At 65.4% G+C, this 22,080-nt stretch carries 16 protein-coding genes and 2 pseudogenes; 9 read left to right on the top strand and 9 right to left on the bottom strand.

Annotated elements, in window-relative coordinates:
* Positions 1 to 132: 132 nt before the first annotated feature.
* The 4 genes and pseudogenes from A5766_RS03100 to A5766_RS03085 form a co-directional block, all read right to left on the bottom strand.
* Complete coding sequence (locus tag A5766_RS03100) at positions 133 to 1,776, bottom strand: FUSC family protein (RefSeq protein WP_064903376.1); 1,644 nt, start codon at positions 1,774 to 1,776, stop codon at positions 133 to 135.
* A 24-nt stretch (positions 1,777 to 1,800) separates the two neighbouring features.
* Entirely contained in the window at positions 1,801 to 2,643 is an 843-nt protein-coding gene (locus A5766_RS03095; RefSeq protein ID WP_231894530.1) for a glycoside hydrolase family 16 protein, read from the bottom strand.
* A 775-nt stretch (positions 2,644 to 3,418) separates the two neighbouring features.
* A pseudogene (locus A5766_RS03090) lies at positions 3,419 to 3,973 on the bottom strand (nitroreductase family protein); the annotation flags it as partial.
* A 68-nt stretch (positions 3,974 to 4,041) separates the two neighbouring features.
* Complete coding sequence (locus A5766_RS03085; protein ID WP_064903373.1) at positions 4,042 to 5,592, bottom strand: MFS transporter; 1,551 nt, start codon at positions 5,590 to 5,592, stop codon at positions 4,042 to 4,044.
* A gap of 143 nt (positions 5,593 to 5,735) precedes the next feature.
* On the opposite strand from A5766_RS03085, the gene A5766_RS03080 reads away from it, so the two are divergent.
* The gene (locus tag A5766_RS03080; protein WP_064903372.1) at positions 5,736 to 6,416 is read left to right on the top strand and encodes a TetR/AcrR family transcriptional regulator; all 681 of its coding nucleotides are present in this window, start codon (positions 5,736 to 5,738) and stop codon (positions 6,414 to 6,416) included.
* Between the two features lie 25 nt (positions 6,417 to 6,441).
* Here A5766_RS03080 and A5766_RS03075 read toward each other — a convergent pair whose 3' ends face one another.
* Positions 6,442 to 7,902: an MFS transporter gene (locus tag A5766_RS03075; RefSeq protein ID WP_064903371.1), complete on the bottom strand. Its 1,461-nt coding sequence runs from the start codon at positions 7,900 to 7,902 to the stop codon at positions 6,442 to 6,444.
* Positions 7,903 to 8,180: 278 nt separating this feature from the next.
* On the opposite strand from A5766_RS03075, the gene A5766_RS24610 reads away from it, so the two are divergent.
* Complete coding sequence (locus tag A5766_RS24610) at positions 8,181 to 8,792, top strand: TetR/AcrR family transcriptional regulator (RefSeq protein ID WP_064903402.1); 612 nt, start codon at positions 8,181 to 8,183, stop codon at positions 8,790 to 8,792.
* A gap of 453 nt (positions 8,793 to 9,245) precedes the next feature.
* Here the strand turns inward: A5766_RS24610 and A5766_RS03065 are convergent, their stop codons facing one another.
* Entirely contained in the window at positions 9,246 to 10,769 is a 1,524-nt protein-coding gene (locus A5766_RS03065; RefSeq protein ID WP_231894529.1) for a hypothetical protein, read from the bottom strand.
* Positions 10,770 to 10,919: 150 nt separating this feature from the next.
* Between A5766_RS03065 and A5766_RS03060 the strand changes: the two genes are divergently transcribed.
* From A5766_RS03060 to A5766_RS03045, 4 genes are all read left to right on the top strand, one after another.
* Entirely contained in the window at positions 10,920 to 12,185 is a 1,266-nt protein-coding gene (locus tag A5766_RS03060) for an aspartate kinase (RefSeq protein ID WP_064903369.1), read from the top strand.
* A 33-nt stretch (positions 12,186 to 12,218) separates the two neighbouring features.
* Positions 12,219 to 13,247, top strand: a complete 1,029-nt coding sequence (locus tag A5766_RS03055) for an aspartate-semialdehyde dehydrogenase (protein WP_064903398.1) — start codon at positions 12,219 to 12,221, stop codon at positions 13,245 to 13,247.
* Positions 13,248 to 13,317: 70 nt separating this feature from the next.
* Entirely contained in the window at positions 13,318 to 14,349 is a 1,032-nt protein-coding gene (locus tag A5766_RS03050) for a fused (3R)-hydroxyacyl-ACP dehydratase subunits HadA/HadB (protein ID WP_064903367.1), read from the top strand.
* 63 nt (positions 14,350 to 14,412) lie between these two features.
* Positions 14,413 to 15,702: a lipase family protein gene (locus tag A5766_RS03045; protein WP_231894528.1), complete on the top strand. Its 1,290-nt coding sequence runs from the start codon at positions 14,413 to 14,415 to the stop codon at positions 15,700 to 15,702.
* Positions 15,703 to 15,800: 98 nt separating this feature from the next.
* On the opposite strand, the gene A5766_RS03040 is transcribed toward A5766_RS03045, so the two are convergent.
* Complete coding sequence (locus A5766_RS03040) at positions 15,801 to 16,967, bottom strand: hypothetical protein (RefSeq protein ID WP_064903365.1); 1,167 nt, start codon at positions 16,965 to 16,967, stop codon at positions 15,801 to 15,803.
* A 106-nt stretch (positions 16,968 to 17,073) separates the two neighbouring features.
* On the opposite strand from A5766_RS03040, the gene A5766_RS03035 reads away from it, so the two are divergent.
* Positions 17,074 to 17,688: a TetR/AcrR family transcriptional regulator gene (locus tag A5766_RS03035; RefSeq protein WP_064903363.1), complete on the top strand. Its 615-nt coding sequence runs from the start codon at positions 17,074 to 17,076 to the stop codon at positions 17,686 to 17,688.
* 2 nt (positions 17,689 to 17,690) lie between these two features.
* Here the strand turns inward: A5766_RS03035 and A5766_RS03030 are convergent, their stop codons facing one another.
* Complete coding sequence (locus tag A5766_RS03030; RefSeq protein WP_064903361.1) at positions 17,691 to 18,776, bottom strand: NAD(P)H-dependent amine dehydrogenase family protein; 1,086 nt, start codon at positions 18,774 to 18,776, stop codon at positions 17,691 to 17,693.
* 43 nt (positions 18,777 to 18,819) lie between these two features.
* On the bottom strand, positions 18,820 to 19,893 hold the full coding sequence (locus A5766_RS03025; RefSeq protein WP_064864404.1) for a Rieske 2Fe-2S domain-containing protein: 1,074 nt from the start codon (positions 19,891 to 19,893) through the stop codon (positions 18,820 to 18,822).
* An 80-nt stretch (positions 19,894 to 19,973) separates the two neighbouring features.
* Between A5766_RS03025 and A5766_RS03020 the strand changes: the two genes are divergently transcribed.
* Both A5766_RS03020 and A5766_RS03015 read left to right on the top strand, forming a co-directional pair.
* Entirely contained in the window at positions 19,974 to 20,591 is a 618-nt protein-coding gene (locus A5766_RS03020) for a TetR/AcrR family transcriptional regulator (protein ID WP_064903396.1), read from the top strand.
* Positions 20,592 to 20,682: 91 nt separating this feature from the next.
* Positions 20,683 to 22,056: pseudogene (locus A5766_RS03015) on the top strand (hypothetical protein).
* The last annotated feature ends 24 nt before the right edge of the window (positions 22,057 to 22,080 follow it).

Here is a 22,080-nt window from a genome sequence, read left to right as displayed (position 1 = left end):
CGTGTCAGACCCCGCCGCGGCAACCGAGAAGGAGTGCACGCTGCATGCGAGTAAATGTACTCCCCGGGCTGGTCGTCGATCAAATGAGGTCAGTCGTTCGGACTCTGGGTCCGCATTGTCCGAACTCGCATGTCAGGGGTCCTCGGGTGTGTGGACGAGGGTGCGGTGCATGCGCAGGGTGCTCCGGATTCCGGGCGCGATCGGGGTCGACGGATCGGTGCGGTAGCACCAGTCGAGTGCTTCGTATCCCACCCGACACAGAGCGATGTGGCGCGGCCACCGCGGTGTTGCCCAGTCTGGTTCGTCGCTGGCGCTGTCGGTTGCACTCATCTCGGCCTCGAGTAGCGCCCACTGCAGGTCACGCCGGGCCGCGAGCATGTGCGGTGAACCGATCGGTGAGAGCGCGGCGTCGTCGAGGAGATGGTCGACGTTGTCGAGGACGTCGGTGTCGGCGCGTGCCCATGTGCGTCGGTGCGCGTGCGGAAACAGCCACAACAGTGCCGCGACGGCCAACGCGACGCCGAGCAGGGTTTCGAGGAATCGATCTCGCACGGGAATGGTGATGTCGGAGTCGGGGTTGCCCATCAGCATGGCGAGTGGAGTGATGAACGCGACCGCGACGCCGTAGTTGCCGACGATGGTCAACTCGATCAATACGTTGAGCAGCGCGATCACCACGATGAGCCACAGCGTGGTGAGACCGAGCTGGTGGAGTCCGACGAAGAACACCAGGCCGACGATGGTTCCGGCGAGTCGGTGTGTGGCACGGATGACGCCCCGGATGCGGTCGGGGCCCAATTGCAACACCAGGACGGTGCCGAGGATTGCCCAGTCGGGGCGCGAGAGGCCGATCGCGATCGATGCCACGCCTGCGACGAGCGCGGTGAGTGCGACGCGGGCCGTGGTGACGCGCGCATGGCTGTAGCTGCGGAGTGCCGTGGACAGGCGGTGTCGCACCGAGGGTCGACGCAGCGGCGGCGACAGCGGTCCCGGCGGTGCCACGTGGAACTGATGCAACGACGTCCAGAGTCGTTGTGCGAGCGGAGTGTCGGTGGCAGCGGCGTCGTGCAGGACCGTCCACGCGTTGAGCGTCGACATCGCCACGCCGTGGCGATGTGCGGGATCGGTGGACTGGTTGTCGGCGAGGTAGGCGTCGATCGTCTCGATCGCGGCGAGCGTCTCCGCCCTCTGGGGGCCTTCCGGACGCCACAGTGATGGAGCCATTCCGACGACGAGTGAACTCGATCCGCCCGCGCACGTCGCGATGACGAGAGCGGAAACGTCGACGCCGTGCCGGGTCACCACCGACGAGATGCAGGCGGTGAGTACGAAGAAGAACGGCCCGGGCGGACCGAGGCGCATGGCGTTGACGGTGAACACCGTCGCCGATGCCCACGCCACGAGCGCAACGACCACCGCCAACGCGACCACCGTGCTCGGCCGGGGACCGGCGAGGTGGCCGAGGAGTCCGAACAGTGCGGCCGCGCCGATCAACACCACGGCTGCGAGCACGATCACCCGCCACCGCACTCGGTAGGGCCGCTTCTCGCCGTAGAGCACTGCGAATGCGCCGAGCGCAGCGAGTAGGGAGTCGCGCTCGAATCCGACGGCGAGCAGGATGCCTGCGGGTACCGCGAACGCGAGACCCGCTCGGAGTGCTGCGGGCCAGCGCCCGCGAACGTCGGGGATTGCGAACAGTGCACGCCTGACATGCAGGCGAGGGGGAGGCTGTGGGCTGAACGGTTCAGATGGTGTTGGCGAGTCAGAGCCGGGCACCGGTCAACCCTACGGCCGGTTCGGTCAGGGGGTGTAGCGCAGCCAATCGACCTTCATCGTCGCCGGGTTGGGCGTCGCGGAGTTCGTCGGACCGGGCCACACACCACCGACGGCAAGGTTCAGGATCGGGTACATCGGCTTGTCGAAGACCCACCGCTGGCCGGCGCTGAGGTCGGCGCGATTGACGGTGTACACGGAGCGTCCGTCGAAGAGGAACGTGATCGAGGTGGCCGTCTTGCGGACGCCGTAGGTGTGGAAGTCGGTGGGGTCGATGCCCAGGATGTCGGAGCCGCGCTGGTACTTGCCGTTGACGCCGTCGGGAAGGGGGATGGCGTCGGGAAGGATGTCACGCAGCGACCCGGCGTCGGCCGAACCGAAGCCGCCGGAACCGGTCGGACCGTGGACGCCGATGTGCACGAAGTCGGAGTTGTTGATGTGTTCGGCGATGTCGATCTCGCCTGCCTCGGGGAATCCGACTTCCCAGATGTCGGCTCCGAGTAGCCAGAATCCGCTGTGCAGGCCTGCGCCACCGGGCAGCGACATCCGCGCGGAGATGGTGCCGTAGGTGAATTCGCGCTTGCCCTTGGTGTTCAGCCGGGCCGATGTCCACCCGCCGCCGGAGTTCTTGGCCTCGATGAGGAGGTGTCCGCTGCCGTCGAGGCGTGAGTTCTCGCGGCTCGACGTGTAGGTCTGCTTTTCGTCGTTACCCCAGCCGCCGCCTCCTGTTTCGTAGTTCCAGAGGGCACTGTTGGGGGCCGATCCGGCCGCCCCGTCGAACTCGTCGGAGAACGCCGTGTCTGCCGCATGGGCGGTGGGACCGGCGATGGTCACGGCAGCGCCGATGCTGCCGACGGTCAGGGCTGTCACGATCGCACGACGGAGGAGATGCACAGGCAAGGCTTACCATAGTTCTCCTGTCACATGAGGGCGTTCTGCCGGATTGGCGGCGAAACAGAATACTTTGGCGTCGACTGAAAGTCTCTTTGCCTGAGCATTACTGGGCGTTCGCACTGCGAATTCTCAGGCGGCACTTAGCTTTTGCGGGTTTGCTTCGAGTGTCCGCCGAAAGGTTGGTCGCGACACTCAACCGTGAGTGTGTGCCGAGAAAGGTAAAGACATGTCACGTTTGTTCACCGGAGCGACGTCGCGTCGCATCACCCTCGCGTTGGCCGGTGTCGGCGTCGCGAGCGCGATCGCGACGGGTGGGGTGGCGCAAGCCGCTCCGGCTCCTCATTCGCCGGCAAAGCCCGCACCTGCTCAGACCACCCCGGTGCCCGGCACCAAGTGCACGCTGGCCGGAGTCGAGAAGGCGCTGGCCAAGGAAGACCCCGCACTGTGGAAAGAGATCCAGTCTCATCCGCGCGCCAAGGAGCATTTCGAGAACACGATCGTGCTGACCCCTGCTCAGCGCAAGCAGCAGCGTGAAGAGATGCACAAGAAGCACCCCGAGCGCGCCGAGATCAAGAACTTCCTGCGCGACCACGGCCTTGCCAAGAAGGACCACAGCGCGCACCGCGCCGCGATCAAGAAGGCGCTCGAGACCTGTAGCGGGTAGGGGTTCGGGCGAGAGTGGTTTCGACTCGGCTGCTCGCTTCGCTCGCGGCCGGCTCAAACCAGCGGGAGGGGTCGGCTCGCCTGCGCGGAACGGCTCGCCCCAGTGACCGCTGAATGCGACCTCGTCGAGGGGCAGCCGTTCGCGCGGCTCGGTGTCGCGGTCGCGGATCTTGTCGGACAGCGTCGAGGGGTCGGCGAGATGTCCGACGGCGAGCATCGCGAGCGGCTTCTTGTCGGCGGGTATGCCGAAAGCTGTTCGGGCGGAATCCTTGTCGAATCCGGCGAGTGGATGCCCGTTGAGACCGAGTGCGCCACACTGCAGGATCATCTGTGCCAACGCCAGCCCGAGGTCGACGCCGCCGTAGAGGTCGGGCTTGGGGTCGGACGGATCGTCGGTGGTGCACAGCAGGATCAGCGCACCCGCGGCAGGCGCCCACGTCGTGTTGCCCCGGTTGAGGGTGGCGGTCAGAGCGTCGAACGTTTCATCGCCGCGCAGACCGACCACAAACCTCACCGGTTGCATGCGTCCCCACGTGGGCGCCCACCGTCCGGCGTCGAGGATCTCGGTGACCTCGTCGACCGAGACGGTGGCCTCGGCGTCGTAGCCGCGAGCGCTCCAGCGCTGACTGATCAGTTCATGCACCGCGCCAACGGTACTGGAGCCCAACGGGACTGGAGCAGCGTGCGGGGGAGCGGGCTCCCGCGACGCGACTAACTATCCTGCGCGGAGGGCAGTTCGGCATCAACCGACTGCTCGACGACGCGCGGTGTGCGCATCACGACCGCGAGAATCACGCCGAGCACACCGAGCGCGATCACGGAGGCGAGCGACGCCGCGTGGATGCCGTTGACGAACGCCTCCTTGGCTGCATTGGCGAGTTCGGCGCCCGCGGGCCCCATGTCGTTGGAGCGGTGCAGTGTCTCGCCCAGTGTGTCGCCGAACGACCAGCCGTCGCCGTGTTCACGGAACATCAGCGTCGCGAGCGAGCCGAGCAATGCCAGGCCGAGTGCGGTTCCCAGCTCGAAGCTGGTCTCCGAGATGCCCGACGCCGCTCCGGATCGCTCCGCGGGCACCGAACCGACGACGACATCGGACACCAGCGAGAACTGGATGCCGTAGCCGACACCGGCGATCGAGGTGAACACGAGGTAGACCCACAGCGGGCTGGACGTCGTGAGCCACAGCAGTCCCAGGTTGCCTGCGGCGGCGAGTGCGACCGACCCGACGAACGCGGTCCGCATGCCGACACGTGAGGCGATGCGCGTGGCCCCGATGGAGAACACCGCGACGGCGATCGCCATCGGCAGGCCTGCGAGTGCGGCGTCGAGGACGTCGAAGTCGCGCACCGACTGTAGGTAGACGCCCGTCAGGTACGACATTCCACCGAGCGCCATCATGCCGAACAGTGCGACCGTCACGGCGGCGCTGAACTGGACGTTGCGGAACAGTTTCAGGTCGAGCAGTGGAGCGGCGGTTCGACGTTGGTGCATGAGGAAGAACACGAACATCACGACGCCCAGGACGCCGACTGCCGCGACCGGGAGGGTGGCACCTTCCGAGGCCATCGTCTTGATCGAGTAGACGATCGGCAGGATGGCGAGCAGGGAGAGTCCGACGCCGATGAAGTCGAACGGTTCATTGGTGCCTGCGCGATACTCGGGGATCAGCTTGGGTCCCAGCAGGAACAGCACGGCGAGTACCGGCACGTTGATCAGGAAGACGACGCCCCACCAATAGTGGTGCAGCAGAACGCCTCCGACGACGGGGCCGATGGCCGAACCGCCCGCGAACGCGGCGGTCCACACGCCGATTGCCCGGCCGCGCGACTTCGCGTCGGGGAACATGTTGGCGATCAGCGACAGGCTCGACGGCATCAGCGTCGCACCACCGATACCCATCAGCGCGCGTGCCGCGATCAGGACGCCCGCGGTGGGAGCGAACGCTGCGATGACCGAGGCGATGCCGAACATCGCCGCACCCAAGAGCAGGATGCGTCGACGGCCGACGCGGTCGCCGACGTTGCCCATCGTGATGAGCAACCCTGCGATGAGGAAGCCGTAGATGTCGAGAATCCACAGCTGCTGCGCGGCGCTCGGGTCGAGGGCGTCGGTGATCGCCGGGATCGCGAGGTAGAGGACGGAGAAGTCCATCGACACCAAGAGAACCGGCAGGGTCAGAACGGCCAGTCCCCACCACGCGCGTCGATCGGCGCCCGGATTTTCACGGGTGCGCTTCTCGGACGGACGGATGCGGACGGACATGACTACTGCTCTCCTTCGATAGGGCTGGATGCGTCGACGTGTTCGGTGTGCCCTCGGGCACGCGCGTACGCCGTACGCATCGACGGTACGGTGATGAGTACGCTGTACGCAAACAATTTATTCCCGCAATGTGAGGAGAGTCGGTGGCCGACGAGCGTGCGCCCAAGCTCACCACCGAGGTCATCGTCGACACCGCGATCGACGTGGCCGACCGGGACGGGCTGCCCGCGCTGTCGATGCGACGCATCGCCGATGAGCTCGGCGTCGGCGCGATGTCGCTCTACCGGCACATCGCCGACAAGGACGCGCTGCTCGAGGCGATGGCCGAGGAGATCGGTCGTCGATTTCCCTATCCCGTCGACGAGGCGGGTCCGTGGTCCTGGCGCGAACGCGTCGCGATTGCCGTCGACGTCGATTGGCAGCTCTATCGCAGGCACCCGTGGGTGGTGCTGGCCTACTCGGCGCCGCGCTACAGCTTCGGTGTCGACGCACTCGAGGGGCTCGACTGGCTCGCGGCGGGCTTCACCGACCTCGGCGTCGACATCACCACGGCCACCGAGATGGCACTCGCGGTGTGGAACTACGTCAACGGCGTCGCGCTCGCACAGGTCAGTGAACAGCTGCTCGACGCATCGCCCGGTGAACGTCCGAGCGGACTCGCCGATCTCATCGCCGGTCGGGTCACCTCGCGGTTGCCGCATCTGTCCACGTTGTCCGACGCTGCCGATGCCGCACGGTTGAACGATCCGCGCGCGCTGCTCGACGCCGGCGTCGACTATCTGTGCGCTGGGTTCGAGGCGAAAGCGGCGTCGTCGACGTCGTAGGTGACATCGACGACGCCGCGTCGGATCAATCGAGCGCTGTCTCGACCGGGCGCGGGCGAGCCTCGCCCTGGGTGAGTGCCATCAGCACGCCGCCCGCTGTCAGCAGGATGGCCGCGCACAGTACGGTGACGGTCATGCCGTGGGCGAATGTGATTGTCGACGTGGGCATTCCGCGTGTTGCGGCTCCGAAGACGGCAACCATGATCGCCAAACCGACTGTGCCACCGAGCTGTTGAGCGGTGTTGACCAAGCCCGACGCCGCGCCGGCATCCTGCGGGTCGACGCCGCGCAGCGATGCTGTGGTCAGCGACAGGAAGGCCATCCCGCCGCCCGCGCCGACGAGGATGAACGGTCCGAGCAGTGACAGGTACGGGGTATGAGCGTCGAGAGTGCTCAGCCAGTACAGGCCGGCTGCCGCTGCGCCGAAGGCGATGAGCAGAACCGTACGAGTACTCAAGCGGGGCACCAGAACTCGCGCACTCAACTGTGATACGCCGAACGTCGCCGCCGTCATCGGCAGGTAGGCCAATCCAGTCTCGAGCGGGCCGTAGTGCAGCACTTCCTGCATGTACTGGGTGAGGAAGAACATCATGCCCATGAACCCCGCGACCATCACCAGTCGACCGGCGAACGCAGCGCTCCGCGGAGTCGAGGCGAAGAGCCGCAGCGGTGTAATAGGTTGGTGTGCACGGTCTTCGGCATAGACGAACGCTCCGAGAAGCGCGGCGCCCGCCACGAGGGCGATGACGGTGATCGTGCTGCTCCATCCGTGCTCCGCAGCGTTGACGAGGCCGTACACGATGAGACCGATTCCGGCGGTGGACAATACGGCACCGGGTAGATCAAAGGAGCCGCGCTCGCGTGTGGTGCGAGGCAATGACAGCGCACCCGCGACGATCACCACGAGTCCGATCGGCACGTTGACGAAGAAGACCCAGCGCCAGTCGAGCCACTGCACGAGCGCTCCGCCGGAGACGAGGCCAAGCGAGAATCCGCCGATGGACACGGCTGTGAACAGCGCCAGTGCGCGAGTGCGCTGCGCGCCGTCGGAGAATCTGGTCATCAGCAGTGCCAGTGCCGCCGGTGCGGCGATTGCGGCACCGACGCCCTGCAGGGCGCGGGCAACGAGGAGCATCGTCGAATCGGTTGCGAGGCCACCGAATGCCGATGCCGCGACGAACAGTCCGAGGCCGTCGAGGAAGGTGCGGCGTCGACCGAGAATGTCACCCAGGCGTGCGCCGAGTAGTAGGAGCCCACCGAAGGTGAGCGTGTAGGCGTTGAGCACCCAGGAGAGATTCGACGTCGAAAAGCCAAGGGAGCGTTGAATATCGGGTAGTGCGACGTTGACGATGGTCGCGTCGACAACCACCATCAACTGGCATCCGAGCACTGCGACCAGCACCAGGGCGTCGGTGTTGATGCGCGAGCGTAGGCCTGAGACCGAAGGCGTCGAATCTGCTGTGCGATCAATGGAGGAAAGGGACATGTGGCCGCTCTTTTCGAAAGATTGGATCGGCGGAACAGTGCACTGGATTCGGCGTGAGTCTGATCGGGCTCACCCACGCCGGTGTGGAGTACACTCACTGGAGAAACGGAAGCTTCCTCCGATTAATATACGGAGGGTTCCTCCGGTTTGCAACTGTTTTGTCTGCCGACCCTGTGCTCGATCTGTGCGCGCGGCGTCGTCGGTGTCGTTCGTGTCGGAAGGTAGGAGTCGACGTGGCTGGGGAGTCAGTGGCCAGGGAGTCGCGGGCAGGAGAGTCAGTGGCTGGGGCCGATGGGGTCGCGAGCGAGCACGGTTCGCGGCGAACCCTGTCACGACGACCCGCCCGCGCCGATGCCGCACGCAACTACGACAAGCTGATCGCCGCGGCCGCCGACCTCTTCCATGCCGAGGGTGTGGATGTCGCGCTCGACAAGGTCGCCGCCGAGGCCGGGGTGGGCATCGGGACGCTGTACCGGCACTTTCCCAATCGTGCGGCGCTCATCGAGGCGACGTTTAGGAGTTACTCGGACTCGATCATCGCCGACGGTTGGCGCCTGCTCGAGTCAGGGCCTGCCGACGTCGCGCTGGCCGGGGTCTTCGAGGCGTACATGTCCACCGCGAGCACCAAGCGCGGCATGAAGGAGGCGATCCTCGCGGCCGTCGGCGACGAGGCTCCGGTCTTCAGCGAGGCCCGCGACCAGTCACGCGAACTGATGGCCGCGACGCTCGAGAAGGGCCAGCGCGAGGGCGTGTTCCGCGAAGACATCGAGCCGTCGGACATATCCCGCCTGGTGGGCGGACTGTCGATGACGTGCGTCGCCGAGGACACACCCGAGACGCGCCGACGCATGGTCGGCCTCGTGCTCGACGGCCTCCGCCCGCGCGGCTGAGCGTCGACCGGGTGCACGGCCGGTGCTGGCGCCCGCCCGCTGGAACTAGGGGAAGGATTCTTTCCGTGAGTTCCTTCGCTTTCGGCCGGAAGTGTCGCGGGGAAGGGTGCAAAACCCGAGGAAGAGCCGCACGGCCGGGCTGGAAGTAGGGGAAGAGTGGCCCGGGCCGGCGCCCGCCCGCTGGAACTAGGGGAAAGATTCTTTCCGCGACTTCCTTCGCTTTCGGCGAGAAGTGTCGCGGGGAAACGCGCAGAACCCGAGGAAGAGCCGCGGCCGGGCTGGAAGTAGGGGAAGAGTGGCCCGGGCCGGCGCTGGCCCGCTGGAACTAGGGGAAGGATTCTTTCCGCGACTTCCTTCGCTTTCGGCGAGAAGTGTCGCGGGGAAACGCACAAACCTCGAGGAAGAGCCGCAAGCGCCCGGCCGAAACCCGAGGAACAACCCCGAGTCCCGACCTCACATCGCGTGCGGGTAAACAGTCAGCATGTGCGCGCCGAACCAGGCGCTGCCGATGACCATCGGGACGACGACGGCCACGCCGACCGACGTCCGCTGCTTGGCAAGCGCGATCGCGAGCGGCAAGAGCAGTACAAAGGCCGGAAGCAGCAGCCGGGGGCGGCTGATCATCAGTCCGCTCGACAGCACGATCGACGCCACGACGAGCGTCCCGTAGACGACCACCGGCCACGGCAGGCGAGCCCAGAACGCGACGACGACCATGAGCAACGTCGCGAGGATGATCCACGCGGTGGCGACGGAGGCGACCTCGCCGGAGTTCACCAGGGCGTCGTTGACGAAGTTGAAGGTGACGACGCCGCCGTCGATCCGGGTGTCCCAACCCTCGGTCTGGACGCGGAACCAGCCGGTCGGCGAGCCGGTGTGCGCCCAGACGACTGCCAGGTAGCCGAGGTATCCGAGTGGACTCAGCACGATCGCCAGCCACAGGTAGGCGCCACTGCCGCGTCGTGATCGCCACGATCGTGCCTCTTGATCACGCACCAGCGTCAGCGCCGCAGCCAGCATTACGACGCCGATGATGACGACGGCGGTCGGTCGCACTGTCCCCGCGAGGCAAGCAGCGACTCCTGCGAGGACCCAGTTGCGTTCGATCACTCCGACGAGCGCCCACACGGTCAGCGCGCAGAACAATGCCTCGGTGTAGGCCATGTTGAGCACGACCGACATCGGCGTCGCGGCCAAGATCGCGACCAGGTAGAGCCCGACGCGTTCGGGGTTGACCGACCCCCTACGGGTCAGTGGCGAGCGGTTGCCCATCGCACGCACGCAGTCGGCGCCGAGTCGTGCGGCACCGACGGCGGTCAGGCAACCGAGGACGACGTTGAGCGAGATCGCCGCACCGAACGGCGTGACGAACGGGAGCTTGGCGATCCATCCGACCAGGTACGGATAGCCGGGGAAGAAGGCGTACGCGGTGTCGGCGGTGTGCAGGCCGCGGGCGTCGGTGAGCGAGTACGGTACGTCGCCATAACCGTGCTCTGCAATAGCGAGCATCCACTTGCCATCCCACGCCGACAGTGCGTTTCCGACGCTGGTGTCGCGCAACTGCGCGAACCGACCGAGCACCAGTAATCCGACGATCCGGATCGCGATGAACACCCCGATAGCCGACACCCAGTAGGGCAGCGAGTCGTCTTCGACGGCCGCGCGAGGGGCGGCGTCGACCTCCTCACGCCCGTCGCCGACTCCCGGCCGCTCGACCTGGCTGATTCGACGCTGCTTCGGTCCAGACCGCCCCGCGGCCGATGTCCCAGACCGCCCCGCGGCCGATGTCCCAGACCGCCCCGCGGCCGATGCCCCGGGCCGCCCTCCAGATGTCTCGGCCCGCCCGGCCTCGGATACCCCGACCGGACCCGCGGCAGATTCGTCGGCTCGATCAGCGGACGTCGCGCCGGGTGTGGCGCTGATCTTCCGGGAGCGGCGTTGTCGGCTCGCCTTCCCGACCTCGGTCTCGCTGGTCACCTCAGCGATGTTAGGGGACGCGTGTGGTCTGCAGCACGTGGAAGCCGTCCCGCCACCACCACGACGTGGAGCCCGCGAGCATCGTCGGTAAGGTTGTCTCGGCAGTCAAGCGGAAAACCCGACGTCGAGCCCTGCCGGGAGGTTATCTACGTGGCACTCGTGGTGCAGAAATACGGTGGATCATCGGTTGCGAGCGCTGAGCGCATCCGCCGGGTCGCCGAGCGCATCGTGGAGACCAAGAAGCAGGGGAACGACGTCGTTGTGGTCGTGTCCGCGATGGGCGACACCACCGACGAACTCCTCGACCTCGCACAACAGGTCAACCCGGCCCCGCCGGCCCGTGAGATGGACATGCTGCTCACCTCCGGCGAGCGCATCTCCAATGCTCTCGTCGCGATGGCCATCAGCTCGCTCGGCGCGCAGGCGCAGTCGTTCACCGGCTCGCAGGCGGGTGTGATCACCACCAGCAGCCACGGCAAGGCCAAGATCATCGACGTCACGCCCGGTCGGGTGCGCAGCGCGCTCGACGAGGGCAAGATCGTGTTGGTCGCAGGTTTCCAAGGAGTCTCGCAGGACACCAAGGACATCACGACGCTCGGCCGTGGCGGGTCGGATACGACGGCCGTTGCGCTGGCCGCGGCCCTCGAAGCCGATGTGTGCGAGATCTACACCGACGTCGACGGTGTCTACACCGCCGACCCGCGCATCGTTCCCGACGCCCGACGCCTTGAGACCGTCTCCTTCGAGGAGATGCTCGAGATGGCCGCGTGCGGCGCGAAGGTCCTGATGCTGCGGTGTGTGGAATACGCCCGCCGATACAACGTTCCCGTTCACGTGCGCTCGTCGTACTCGACCAAACCCGGCACACTGGTTGCCGGCTCGATGGAGGACATTCCCGTGGAAGAAGCGATTCTCACCGGTGTCGCACACGATCGCAGCGAGGCCAAGATCACCGTCGTCGGCCTCGACGATCAGCCCGGCTACGCGGCGAAGGTGTTCCGTGCTGTCGCCGACGCCGAGATCAACATCGACATGGTGCTGCAGAACATCTCGAAGGTCGAGACGGGCAAGACCGACATCACCTTCACCCTCCCGCGTGAACTCGGGCCCCTCGGCGTCGAGAAGCTCACCAAGCTGCAGGAGGAGATCGGCTTCACCGAGGTCCTCTACGACGACCACATCGGCAAGGTCTCACTGGTGGGCGCAGGCATGAAGAGCCATCCCGGCGTCACGGCGACGTTCTGTGAGGCACTGAGCAACGTCGGCATCAACATCGAGTTGATCTCGACGTCGGAGATCCGTATCTCGGTGCTGTGCCGCGACACCGAACTCGACGACGCCGTGCGCGCACTGCACGAGGCCTTCGACCTCGGCGGAGAAGAAGAAGCCGTTGTCTACGCAGGAACGGGGCGCTGACATGGGCGAGCGAAGCGACGGGAGATGTCACTGATGGGCGTACGTATCGGAGTTGTCGGAGCCACCGGACAGGTCGGCGGCGTCATGCGAACCCTGTTGGCGCAGCGCAACTTTCCCGCAGACGAGGTGCGATTCTTCGCCTCGCCGCGGTCGGCGGGCAAGAAGCTGCCCTGGGGCGACGGCGAGATCGTCGTCGAAGATGCGGCGACCGCAGACCCGAGCGGCCTCGACATCGCGTTGTTCTCGGCAGGTGCCACCATGTCGCGTGAGCAGGCACCGCGGTTTGCCGCCGCGGGCGTGACCGTCATCGACAACTCGTCGGCGTGGCGCAAGGATCCCGATGTGCCGCTGGTGGTTTCGGAGGTCAACGGCGAGCTGGCGCAGAACCCGCCCAAGGGCATCGTCGCCAATCCGAACTGCACCACGATGGCCGCGATGCCGGTCCTCAAGCCGCTACACGACGCGGCTGGGCTGCAACGACTGATCGTGTCGTCGTATCAGGCGGTGTCGGGCAGTGGGCTCGCAGGCGTCGACGAGCTCGCCACCGAGTCTCGGGCGGCGATCGACGACCTCGAGAAGCTTGTCTACGACGGCTCGGCGATCGACTTCCCTGCGCCGGTCAAGTACGTCGCACCCATCGCGTTCAACGTGCTTCCGCTTGCCGGATCGCTTGTCGACGACGGGTCGGGTGAGACCGACGAAGATCAGAAGCTGCGCAACGAGTCTCGCAAGATTCTCGGACTTCCGGATCTGCTCGTCAGCGGAACCTGTGTGCGCGTGCCGGTTTTCACCGGACACTCGCTGTCGATCAATGCCGAGTTCGCACAGCCGCTGTCTCCCGCCCAGGCCAACGAGATCCTCTCCGACGCAGCGGGAGTGGAGTTGACCGACGTTCCGAATCCGCTCGCCGCGGCGGGCAAGGACAACTCGCTCGTCGGTCGTATCCGACAAGATCCCGGTGTGCCGGACGGTCGAGGGCTGGCGCTGTTCGTGTCGGGTGACAACCTGCGAAAGGGTGCGGCTCTCAACACGATTCAGATCGCGGAGCTGCTCGTCGGGTAACCGCCCGGCCATCTACGTCCCGCACCATCACCCCTGATCCGAACCGACAACCGCCGATTGGTGAATCACGATGTCAACTCCCACAGATGCCCCGGCGGTTGCCGACAGACTCGGCCACTACTACAAGATCGATGAGCCCTATCTGGTCGGTCTCGAGAAGGTGCGCGAGTATGCGCGCGCGGTCCAGGACCACCACGTCGCACACCGCGACGAAGAGGCTGCGCATGCACTCGGCTACTCGGGACTTGTTGCGCCACTGACGTTCACGGCCATCCCGGCGATGGGCGCCAACCGAGCTCTGTTCGAGTCGGTCGTGGTCGGTTACGAGACCTACGTGCAGACCGAGCAGGTCTTCGAGCAGCATCGACCGATCGTCGCCGGTGACGAGCTGACGACCGACGTCGAGCTGTCGTCGATTCGACGTATCGCCGGTCGCGACCTGATCACCGTCACCAACACGTTCACCGACGCCGCGGGCGAGGTGGTGCACACCATGCACACCACGGTCGTCGGCGTGACGTCTGACGACGTCGACCCGGGGATCAACGACGCGGTCCGCGGCATCATGGTGCACGACGTAAACGTCATGTCGTCCGACGATTCGGATGCCGCGTACGTGAAGACAGTGCGACCCGAAGGCGCGCAAGTCATTTCGAGTGCAGGTGCCCAGCGAACTCCGGGCAGCCTCGACTTCGACTCGCTGACGGTCGGCGACGCGCTGCCGGTGCGGCACGCCCGCCTCTCGCGCGGAGATCTGGTCAACTACGCAGGTGTCTCCGGAGACGGCAATCCGATCCACTGGGACGAGTCGATCGCCAAGCTCGCCGGCCTTCCCGACGTGATCGCTCACGGAATGCTGACGATGGGACTCGGCGCCGGCTTCGTCTCGGCGTGGTCGGGCGATCCGGGCGCCGTGACGCGGTACGCGGTGCGTCTGTCGCAGGTGGCGGTCGTGTCTGCTGCGGAGGGCGGCGACATCGAGTTCAGCGGCAAGATCAAGTCGCTCGATCCCGAGACCCGCAGCGGCGTCGTGATCATCGTGGCGAAGTCGGCTGGTCGCAAGATCTTCGGCCTCGCAACGATGAATGTGCGCTTTGCGTGATTTGCGGTGACGCGGTTGCGCCCTCGGTCACACCAGTGACTTACTGTGCGGTAGGTTACGTCCATGACACGAATTCGGGGATTCATCTCAGGTAGGCGGATCGGTCGTGTGGCACGACGGTCCACGGTTGCGCTCACGACGGGTGCATTGGCGCTTGGTGCCGCGACGGCGGCGGTCGGACCGGCTCACGCGGCCGATTTCTACACCCCGCCGGCGCAGTTCTCGGCGTCTCCCGGGTCGATCATTCGCAGTGAGCCCAGTCCGCTGTTGCTGCAGATTCCCGGCATCAAGAACCAGTGGCCGGGCACAGCGACCCGAATCATGTACACGTCTCGCTACCAGGATGGAACTCCCGCAGCGGTCACCGGGACCGTCGTCGAACCCACCGCGCCGTGGCGGGGCAAGGGCCCCCGACCGACAGTCGTCCTCGGCCCGGGAACCATCGGTCAGGGTGATCAGTGCGCGGGCTCGAAGCTGATGAGCCTGCCCGTCGCGATCGATCCGAGCAAGCCGAGCCTCGCGCTGAACTACACCGCGCTCGAACTGAACCTGTTGCTGATCAATGGTGTGCGAGTGGCGATCACCGACTACATCGGCATGGGCACCCCAGGCATTCACACCTACGTCAACAGAGTCGAGTCCGGCCAGGCGATGCTCGACGCCGCGCGTGCGGCGCTGAAGGTCGAAAAGGCGCCTGCCAACGCGCCGGTCGGCTTCTCCGGCTACTCACAGGGCGGTGGGGCGTCGGCGTCGGCGGCCGAACTGGCGTCGAGCTACGCCCCCGAGCTGAACGTGAAGGCGTCGTATGCGGGTGCACCGCCCGCTGATCTGTCGAAGGTGATCGACCAGATCGACGGCACGTTCATCGTCGGCGGAATCGGTTATGCCATCAACGGTCTCGAGGCCCGCTATCCCGAACTGAAGACCGTCGTCGACAAGGAGACGACGCCCCGCGGACGTCAGGTGCTCAAGCGACTGTCGACGCAGTGCATCGCCGACACCGGGCTGAGTTTCGGCTTCCAACGCACGAATTCGTGGACACGCGACGGAAAGTCGTTGTCCTCGGTGATCAATCGCTACCCGAACGTCAAGAAGATCGTCGACGAGCAGCGCATCGGCAGGCTCAAACCCAACGCGCCGGTGCTGCTCGAGGGTGGCATCAACGACGACGTCATTCCGTACGGTCAGGTGGCCACTCTCGACCGCGACTGGCGTGCACAGGGAGCCGACGTCCGGATGATCACCAACACAATCCCGCCGATCTTCCCGGGCCTCGTGGTCAACCACGCTCTCCCGATGGTGTTCACGCTGCTTCCTGCGACCAACTTCTTGCTGTCGCACTTCGACGGCTGAGTAGTCGAACGGAATCAACCTCCACATGACTACGGCCTCCGCAGAAAGCGGGGGCCGTAGTTGTCTGTGTCGCAGATTGACTCATGTGGCAGGTCGATTCATGAGGCGGCGGGTGCAGGCAGCTCCGAGTCGCTACGGGCACGCTCCGTGCTCGCCGGTGTCCGAAGCCGTCGGACGCCGACGAACGAACCGATCGTGAGCAACACCGAGGCCACGTAGGCGGTGATCGCATACGGAAGCGGTCCGATTCGCCCGCCATTGGGCGCCACGCCGTCGACAGCGTCGAAGTAGTCGGGGAGCGCGCTGATCCAGAGCACTGCCGCAACGATCAGGTACACCGCGGAGCAGATCACCGGGAACCATTCCCGCGCAAGCGGTTCCGGGAGGGAGGATGGGTCGGTGCGGCGTGCCCGATAGGCGCCCCAGAACGCCACGACGGTGACGATCGCCAAGAGTGCCACGTAGGTCCACGCCGAGACGGCTCGCCCGACCAGCAGCGAACCGCCCAGCAGGTCGAGGATGGTGGGGGGTATCGATCCGACGAAGAGGACGGGCCAGACGAGCACACTCGTCATGACGACATCGCGGACGATGTACCAACCGCCGCGGTGTGGGACCGTGCACAACCAGCGCGTCACCAAAGCGATACCGAACGGCAGCATGACGCTGAACGCACTCATGTTCAGCAGCGGGATACCGCTGAATGACGGGTGTGCCGTGGAGACTTCCTGGTTCCACACCCACCACTTCAGCTGTGGCCCAAGGCCGTCGACAACCTGGTACAGACAGTGAAAGACGAACGCCACGCAGGCTGCGGACACGAAGAGGTTGTAGCGCTTGAAGACTCCCGTCCGCTGGACGAGCGTGTACGCCACGTACAGGTAGACCGGATACATCGCGATGATGTAGAGCGGTAGGCGGTCGTAGAGGAACTGCACCGTAAACATGTTGTGCGCGAAGGTCAGTCCGAGTTCATCCTCGATACCGAACCACTGCGGAAAGTAGGCGATCGGTTCGACCAGCAGCAATGCCAGTATCCCGCTGCACCACACCACGAGATTCGACGCGTCGCGCGTGGTGCGATACCACCGGATGGCGTGGACCAGGCACGCCACGAGTCCGATGACGAGCGTCGCCTCGATCACGGGCAGGGTCCAGTTCGCAAGGTTCGCCGGATTGGTGAACGTGACGAACGCATTGCCGTCGCATCGAACGCCCGTCAGCGTCTCCGACAGGCGGATGTACTCGGCGGTACAGGTCTGCATTGGTGCACCTCAGGCTGGGTGGATTGCGTGGCCGACGTACTCGAGCATACAAATAGTCATTCTGTGTATGACCGAATTCGAGATACCCGCGTGCGACGATTGATCGATGAGAACCCGAGGTTGGGGTGGCGACCTGCCACGCACCGAAGACGAAGCACGCGAACGCATCGTGGCAGCCGCGATGCGCTGCATCGATCGTTCGGGTCCGGGTAGGGCGACTCTCGCCGACGTCGCGGCGGAACTCCAGGTCACCAGGCAGACCGTCTATCGCGTCTTCCCGACGACCGCCGATTTGCTGACCGCGGTTGGTGAAGCAGGTGCCACGCAGTTCCTCGACCGCCTCACCGATCACGTCGCCGATATCACCGAACCGCGCGATGCCCTTGCCGAGGCCATCGTCTACACGTTGGGGCGGCTGCCCGACGAACCGTACATCGGACTTCTCGTTCAGGTGGGCGAGAACGAGCTCTTCAGCCGTGGTGTAACATCCTCTCGTGCAATGGAATTCGGCGCGTCTGTCTTGCGACGCTTCCCGATCGACTGGACCGAGGCGGGAATCGACGACGAAAAGCTCGAGGGTCTCGCCGAATTCATGCTGCGTGTCCTGATGTCATTTCTGCAGTACCCCTCGGACCCGCCGCGTACGCCGGAGCAGTTGCGTGTCTATCTTCGACGCTGGCTCGGGCCTGCGCTCGATATCGCGGGTGCAGCCGATATGTGATGTCACACGGCGAATCGTCCGGCGAATGCCCTCAGCGGTAGGTCGTTGCTCGTGATGATGCCAGGCCTCGCCTCGACGACCGAGCGGATCGAGTTGAGTGCGGGCAGGCCGGTCACGGTCATACCGATCGAGGCGAAGTTCTCGGGCTTCGACAGTTCCATTCCGGCCTTTGGGAAGATCATGTGCTTGCTGTAGATACTCGGATCGCCTGTGATCTGGGTGATGTAGCAGGCCTTGATATCCCACGCGGGATCGGTGTGTGGTGTCATCTGCCACTCGAGATGTGTTTCGATCCGCGATGCGCCGTCGACCATGCCCTGATACTTGATGTAGTTGGCGCCCAATGATCCCTTGGGTAGGAAGTACCAGCCGAGGTCGACGTCCTTGGTGCATGCGCCGAGCTCGTAGGAGTACTTGACCTCGTCGAGCTCGAGTCCGAATGCGTCGGCCATGAGGTAGACGGAGTCGGCGAAGACCGCGGTGTACTTGTGGAGTGACTCCGGAATCGACGGATCATCAACCGGCAGACCGTATCCGACGGCCTTCCAGGTGTCGACGGAGTGATGGCATGAGACGTCGACCGATTCGGTGACGGTGACGTTCTCGATCTCGGCGACGTCGGCGCTGTGGACGATGCCGAGGATCTGACACAGCCCCGGGTTCATGCCAGTGCCATAGAACGACGCCCCTCCCCGCTGACAGGCGGCCTCGATGATCTCGCTGACCTTGCGTCCGGAAGGGTGCTGCCAGTTGGTGTCTCGGTGATATCCGGTGATCCAGTCGGCGGTGGTCACGACGTTGATGCCTGCTTCGAGCACCTTTTCGTAGAGGTCTTCGTCGGGGAATACGCCGTGGAATGTCACGACGTCCGGCCGTGCTGCGATGATCTCCTCGACCGAACCGGTGGCCTTGATCCCCATGGCGTCGATGCCCACGATCTCGCCGACGTCGCGTCCGATTTTGTCGGGCGTATAGCAGTGCAGACCGACGAGTTCGAGGTCGGGATGGGAGGTGATTCGGCCGATCATCTCGGTGCCGAGATTGCCTGTGGCAACCTGGAATACGCGAATCGTGCGGGAACTGTTCATGGACTGACCTTTCGTGTGGACGTTGCTCGCGAAGCTGGTGTGCTCAGGCTGTTGCGGCGGTGGCCGACGGGTGTAGCGGCACGATGGCGCCGCTTTCCGGGCGGGTCGGATCTCGTCCGTAGGTCGAGTCGCCCTCGGGGTAGAACTGGATAGCCCAGTTGCGTAATGCGGTGAAGCCCTTGAACTCTCGCTGAGACAGTGCCGGCGGATCGGAATAGCGTTGATGTGACCAGATCTCGACGTCCCGGTCGAACTGCTCGATGACCAGGTCGCTCATCACCTTGCCGTACTTGGTCAACTCGGTGGCGTCCTCTTCACCCGGCTTCTTTCCGATCCAGACCGTGAACCGCACGTCGCACGTCGATTCGTCGACCGGTGTGACCGCAGGCATCGTGCGGTTCTCGACCATCCCCCAGGACTTGGTCACGGAGCATCCGAGCCCCGCGTTCACGGAATAGACCCCGCTCGAGGCTGATTCGAGGGTGGCTCCCTCCTCGAACGCGATGGTGAAGTCGACGTAGGAGACCGGGCCTTCGAAATCGTGCCGGGTGAACTCCGGCATGAACGGCGTCTCGTGGACGAACTTGAAGTGCGCGAAGTCGACGCCGTTCTCCATGATGTACTGCGGATGTAGCTCGAGTCGCTCGTGGAACAGCGTGCCGCCGGGAATGGGTGCGTAGTAATTGTCGGCGTCGGATGGGTCGTCTCCGAATGCGGTGAACATGTCGGGTACCTCGAAATACGGTGGGCGAGAGGCCGTATCGAACCAGATCCACACCGCATGGTTGCGCTCGACTGCAGGGTAACTGCGAATGCGCCTGCCCCTGTTGGGTCTCTTCTCGTACGGGATGCAGACGTTGCGACCCTGCTCGTTCCACTGCCACCCATGGAATGGGCAGACCAGGTTCTCGCCCTCGACGCGACCGCCATACCCGAGATGTGCGCCGAGGTGCTCGCAGTAGGCGTCGAACACCGAGATCTTTCCCGACGCCGAGCGCCAAGCGACCATGTCGCGGGAGAAGTAGGTCATGCGATGGACGTCGCCGACCGCGATCTCGTGCGACCAGGCGACCTGGAACCAGCCGGTCGGTTCCATCGACAGCGGGGTCTGTGCCATGCAAAGAACCGTAGAACCCTCTGTGAAAGAGTGCAAGAGGATTCTGTGAAAATCTCGATATGTGGCTAGACTCGATCGTCATGAGCGAGGCGACGACCACCCCACGGCGCGCGAACAAGCGTGGTCAGGCCACGCGGGACAGCATGATCCGTGCGGCAATCGCTGCGTTGGCGACGGGTGATCCGACAGCGGTCTCGGGTAATCGGATCGCGCGGGAGATCGGTGCGACGTGGGGTGTGGTCAAGTACCAGTTCGGCGACATCGACGGTCTGTGGGCAGCGGTCCTGCGTCACACCGCGGACCAACGCGGCGACCTTCCGGCCAACGTCAAACCCGACGGGACGCTGCGAGAGAGGGTGTCCGCTCTGATCGACGCGATGTTCTACGGACTCACGACGCCGGAGGCGCGGGCCATCGAAACGCTCCGCGCGGCGCTTCCGCGCGAACACGTCGAATTGGAACGCGAATTTCCCCTCACCGCGGCCGAATTGGCTTCGTGGAAGCCGAACTGGGACGCGGCGTTCCTGCGTGCCTTCGCCGACCTCGACCTCGACCCGCGGAAGGTCCGCCAGATGGCTGCGCTGATTCCGGGGGCGATGCGTGGGCTCATCTCCGAGCACACATTGGGTACCTACGGCAACCTTGATGACGCTCGTGAGGGAATGTCAGGCGCAATCGTCGCCTACCTGTCAGAGTGACGCGGTGCCATCGCTACGCTCGGGGTTTCGTGCTGCCCTCATCCGCCTGCTCGCTGCATCGACAGTCGTCTTCGCGATACTCGCGGGTGCAATCGTCGGGGGATCTGCGTCTGCAGCGCCACCGACACACGGTTCGACGGCTCCCGCGACCGGACTCGGCCCGGTAGGAACGTCACTGATGCACGGCGACCTCTGGTCGTCGAACTCGACTCCGTTCGCAGGACCGGGTCGGACGGCGCATCTCGCGGCGTAGTCGATTCCAGGTGGCGCGTGCGCCGCAACGTTTGTGGGGCACGACGGCATGCCGGTATCGCTGTGCACCCAGTTCGTCGGGATCGCGCCGCTGCAGGTCGCGGTGGCGACGGTGACGCTCTTCGACCCGACGACCGCCGCGCCCATCGCGCGCAAGCAGTTGACCAAGGGCGGACTGCTCGGTGGTGTGTACGGATACCTCGACGACCGCGACCGCGTGGTCGTCGCCGACGGGTCCGGAGCGATTCTGCGTGTGGCACATCGGCATTCGACGCAGGGATGGCAAGTCTTCATCGATGACCGCGTTGACCTGAAAGGTCATATCCCCGCAGGCGACGCTGTCACCGCACTCGCTCCCGACTTCGCGGGCCGCGTGTGGTTCGTGACAACGCACGGCGTCGTCGGCACGGTCGACGCCGCACGGCGTGTGCGGTCGACGCATCTGCCCGCGGGTGAAGATCTCGGAAACGGCCTCTCCGTGCGAGCGTCGGGCGTGTCGGTCATCTCGACGCACGCACTCTACGAGATGCGCGCAGGCGTCGACGGGACACCGGAGGTGGTGTGGCGTCGCGCCTACGACCGAGGTGCCGCACGTCGTCCCGGCCAGTTGACCTGGGGGTCGGGCACCACGCCGACCTACTTCGGCCCCGGTGGCGATGGATGGGTTGCCATCGTCGACAACGCCTCCCGACCCCAGTTGATCGTCTACGACAGCAACACCGGCTCGACGGTGTGCCGCATGCCCGCATTCGGCAGGTCCGGACAGGGCACCGAGAACTCGCCGATGGCCTGGGGTAACTCGCTCATCATCCCCAGCACCTACGGCTACCAGTACCCGCCCATGGCGGTCAGCGGTCCGAGCGTGCCTGCCGACGCGCCCTTCGTCGGCGGATCGACACGCATCGACGTGTCCCCAGGGGAGTGCCACCGGGTGTGGGAGAACGGCGACCGCCTCGCTTCGCTGCCCCGACTCTCCCGCGCCGACGGACTCATCCACGGCCTCGGCTACGGGCCCTATCGACCGGGATCGATCCAGCAGGTCGGGCCGATCGACTACATCGCCACCGATTTCGCGACGGGCGCCCGCGTGCGCACGCTGCACGTCGGCAACGGACCCGTCGACGAGCCACTCGAACTGACCGGCACCATCGCGCCCGACGGCTCGCTCTGGCAGGCGACGGTGAGTCGGATGCTCAAGATCGCGAGGCGTTGAGAACCCGACCGCCCGTCGTCGGGT

The sequence above is a fragment of the Gordonia sp. 852002-51296_SCH5728562-b genome (assembly GCF_001665475.1).
Classification (GTDB): domain Bacteria; phylum Actinomycetota; class Actinomycetes; order Mycobacteriales; family Mycobacteriaceae; genus Gordonia; species Gordonia sputi.
This window is presented reverse-complemented; position numbering and strand designations above follow the sequence as displayed.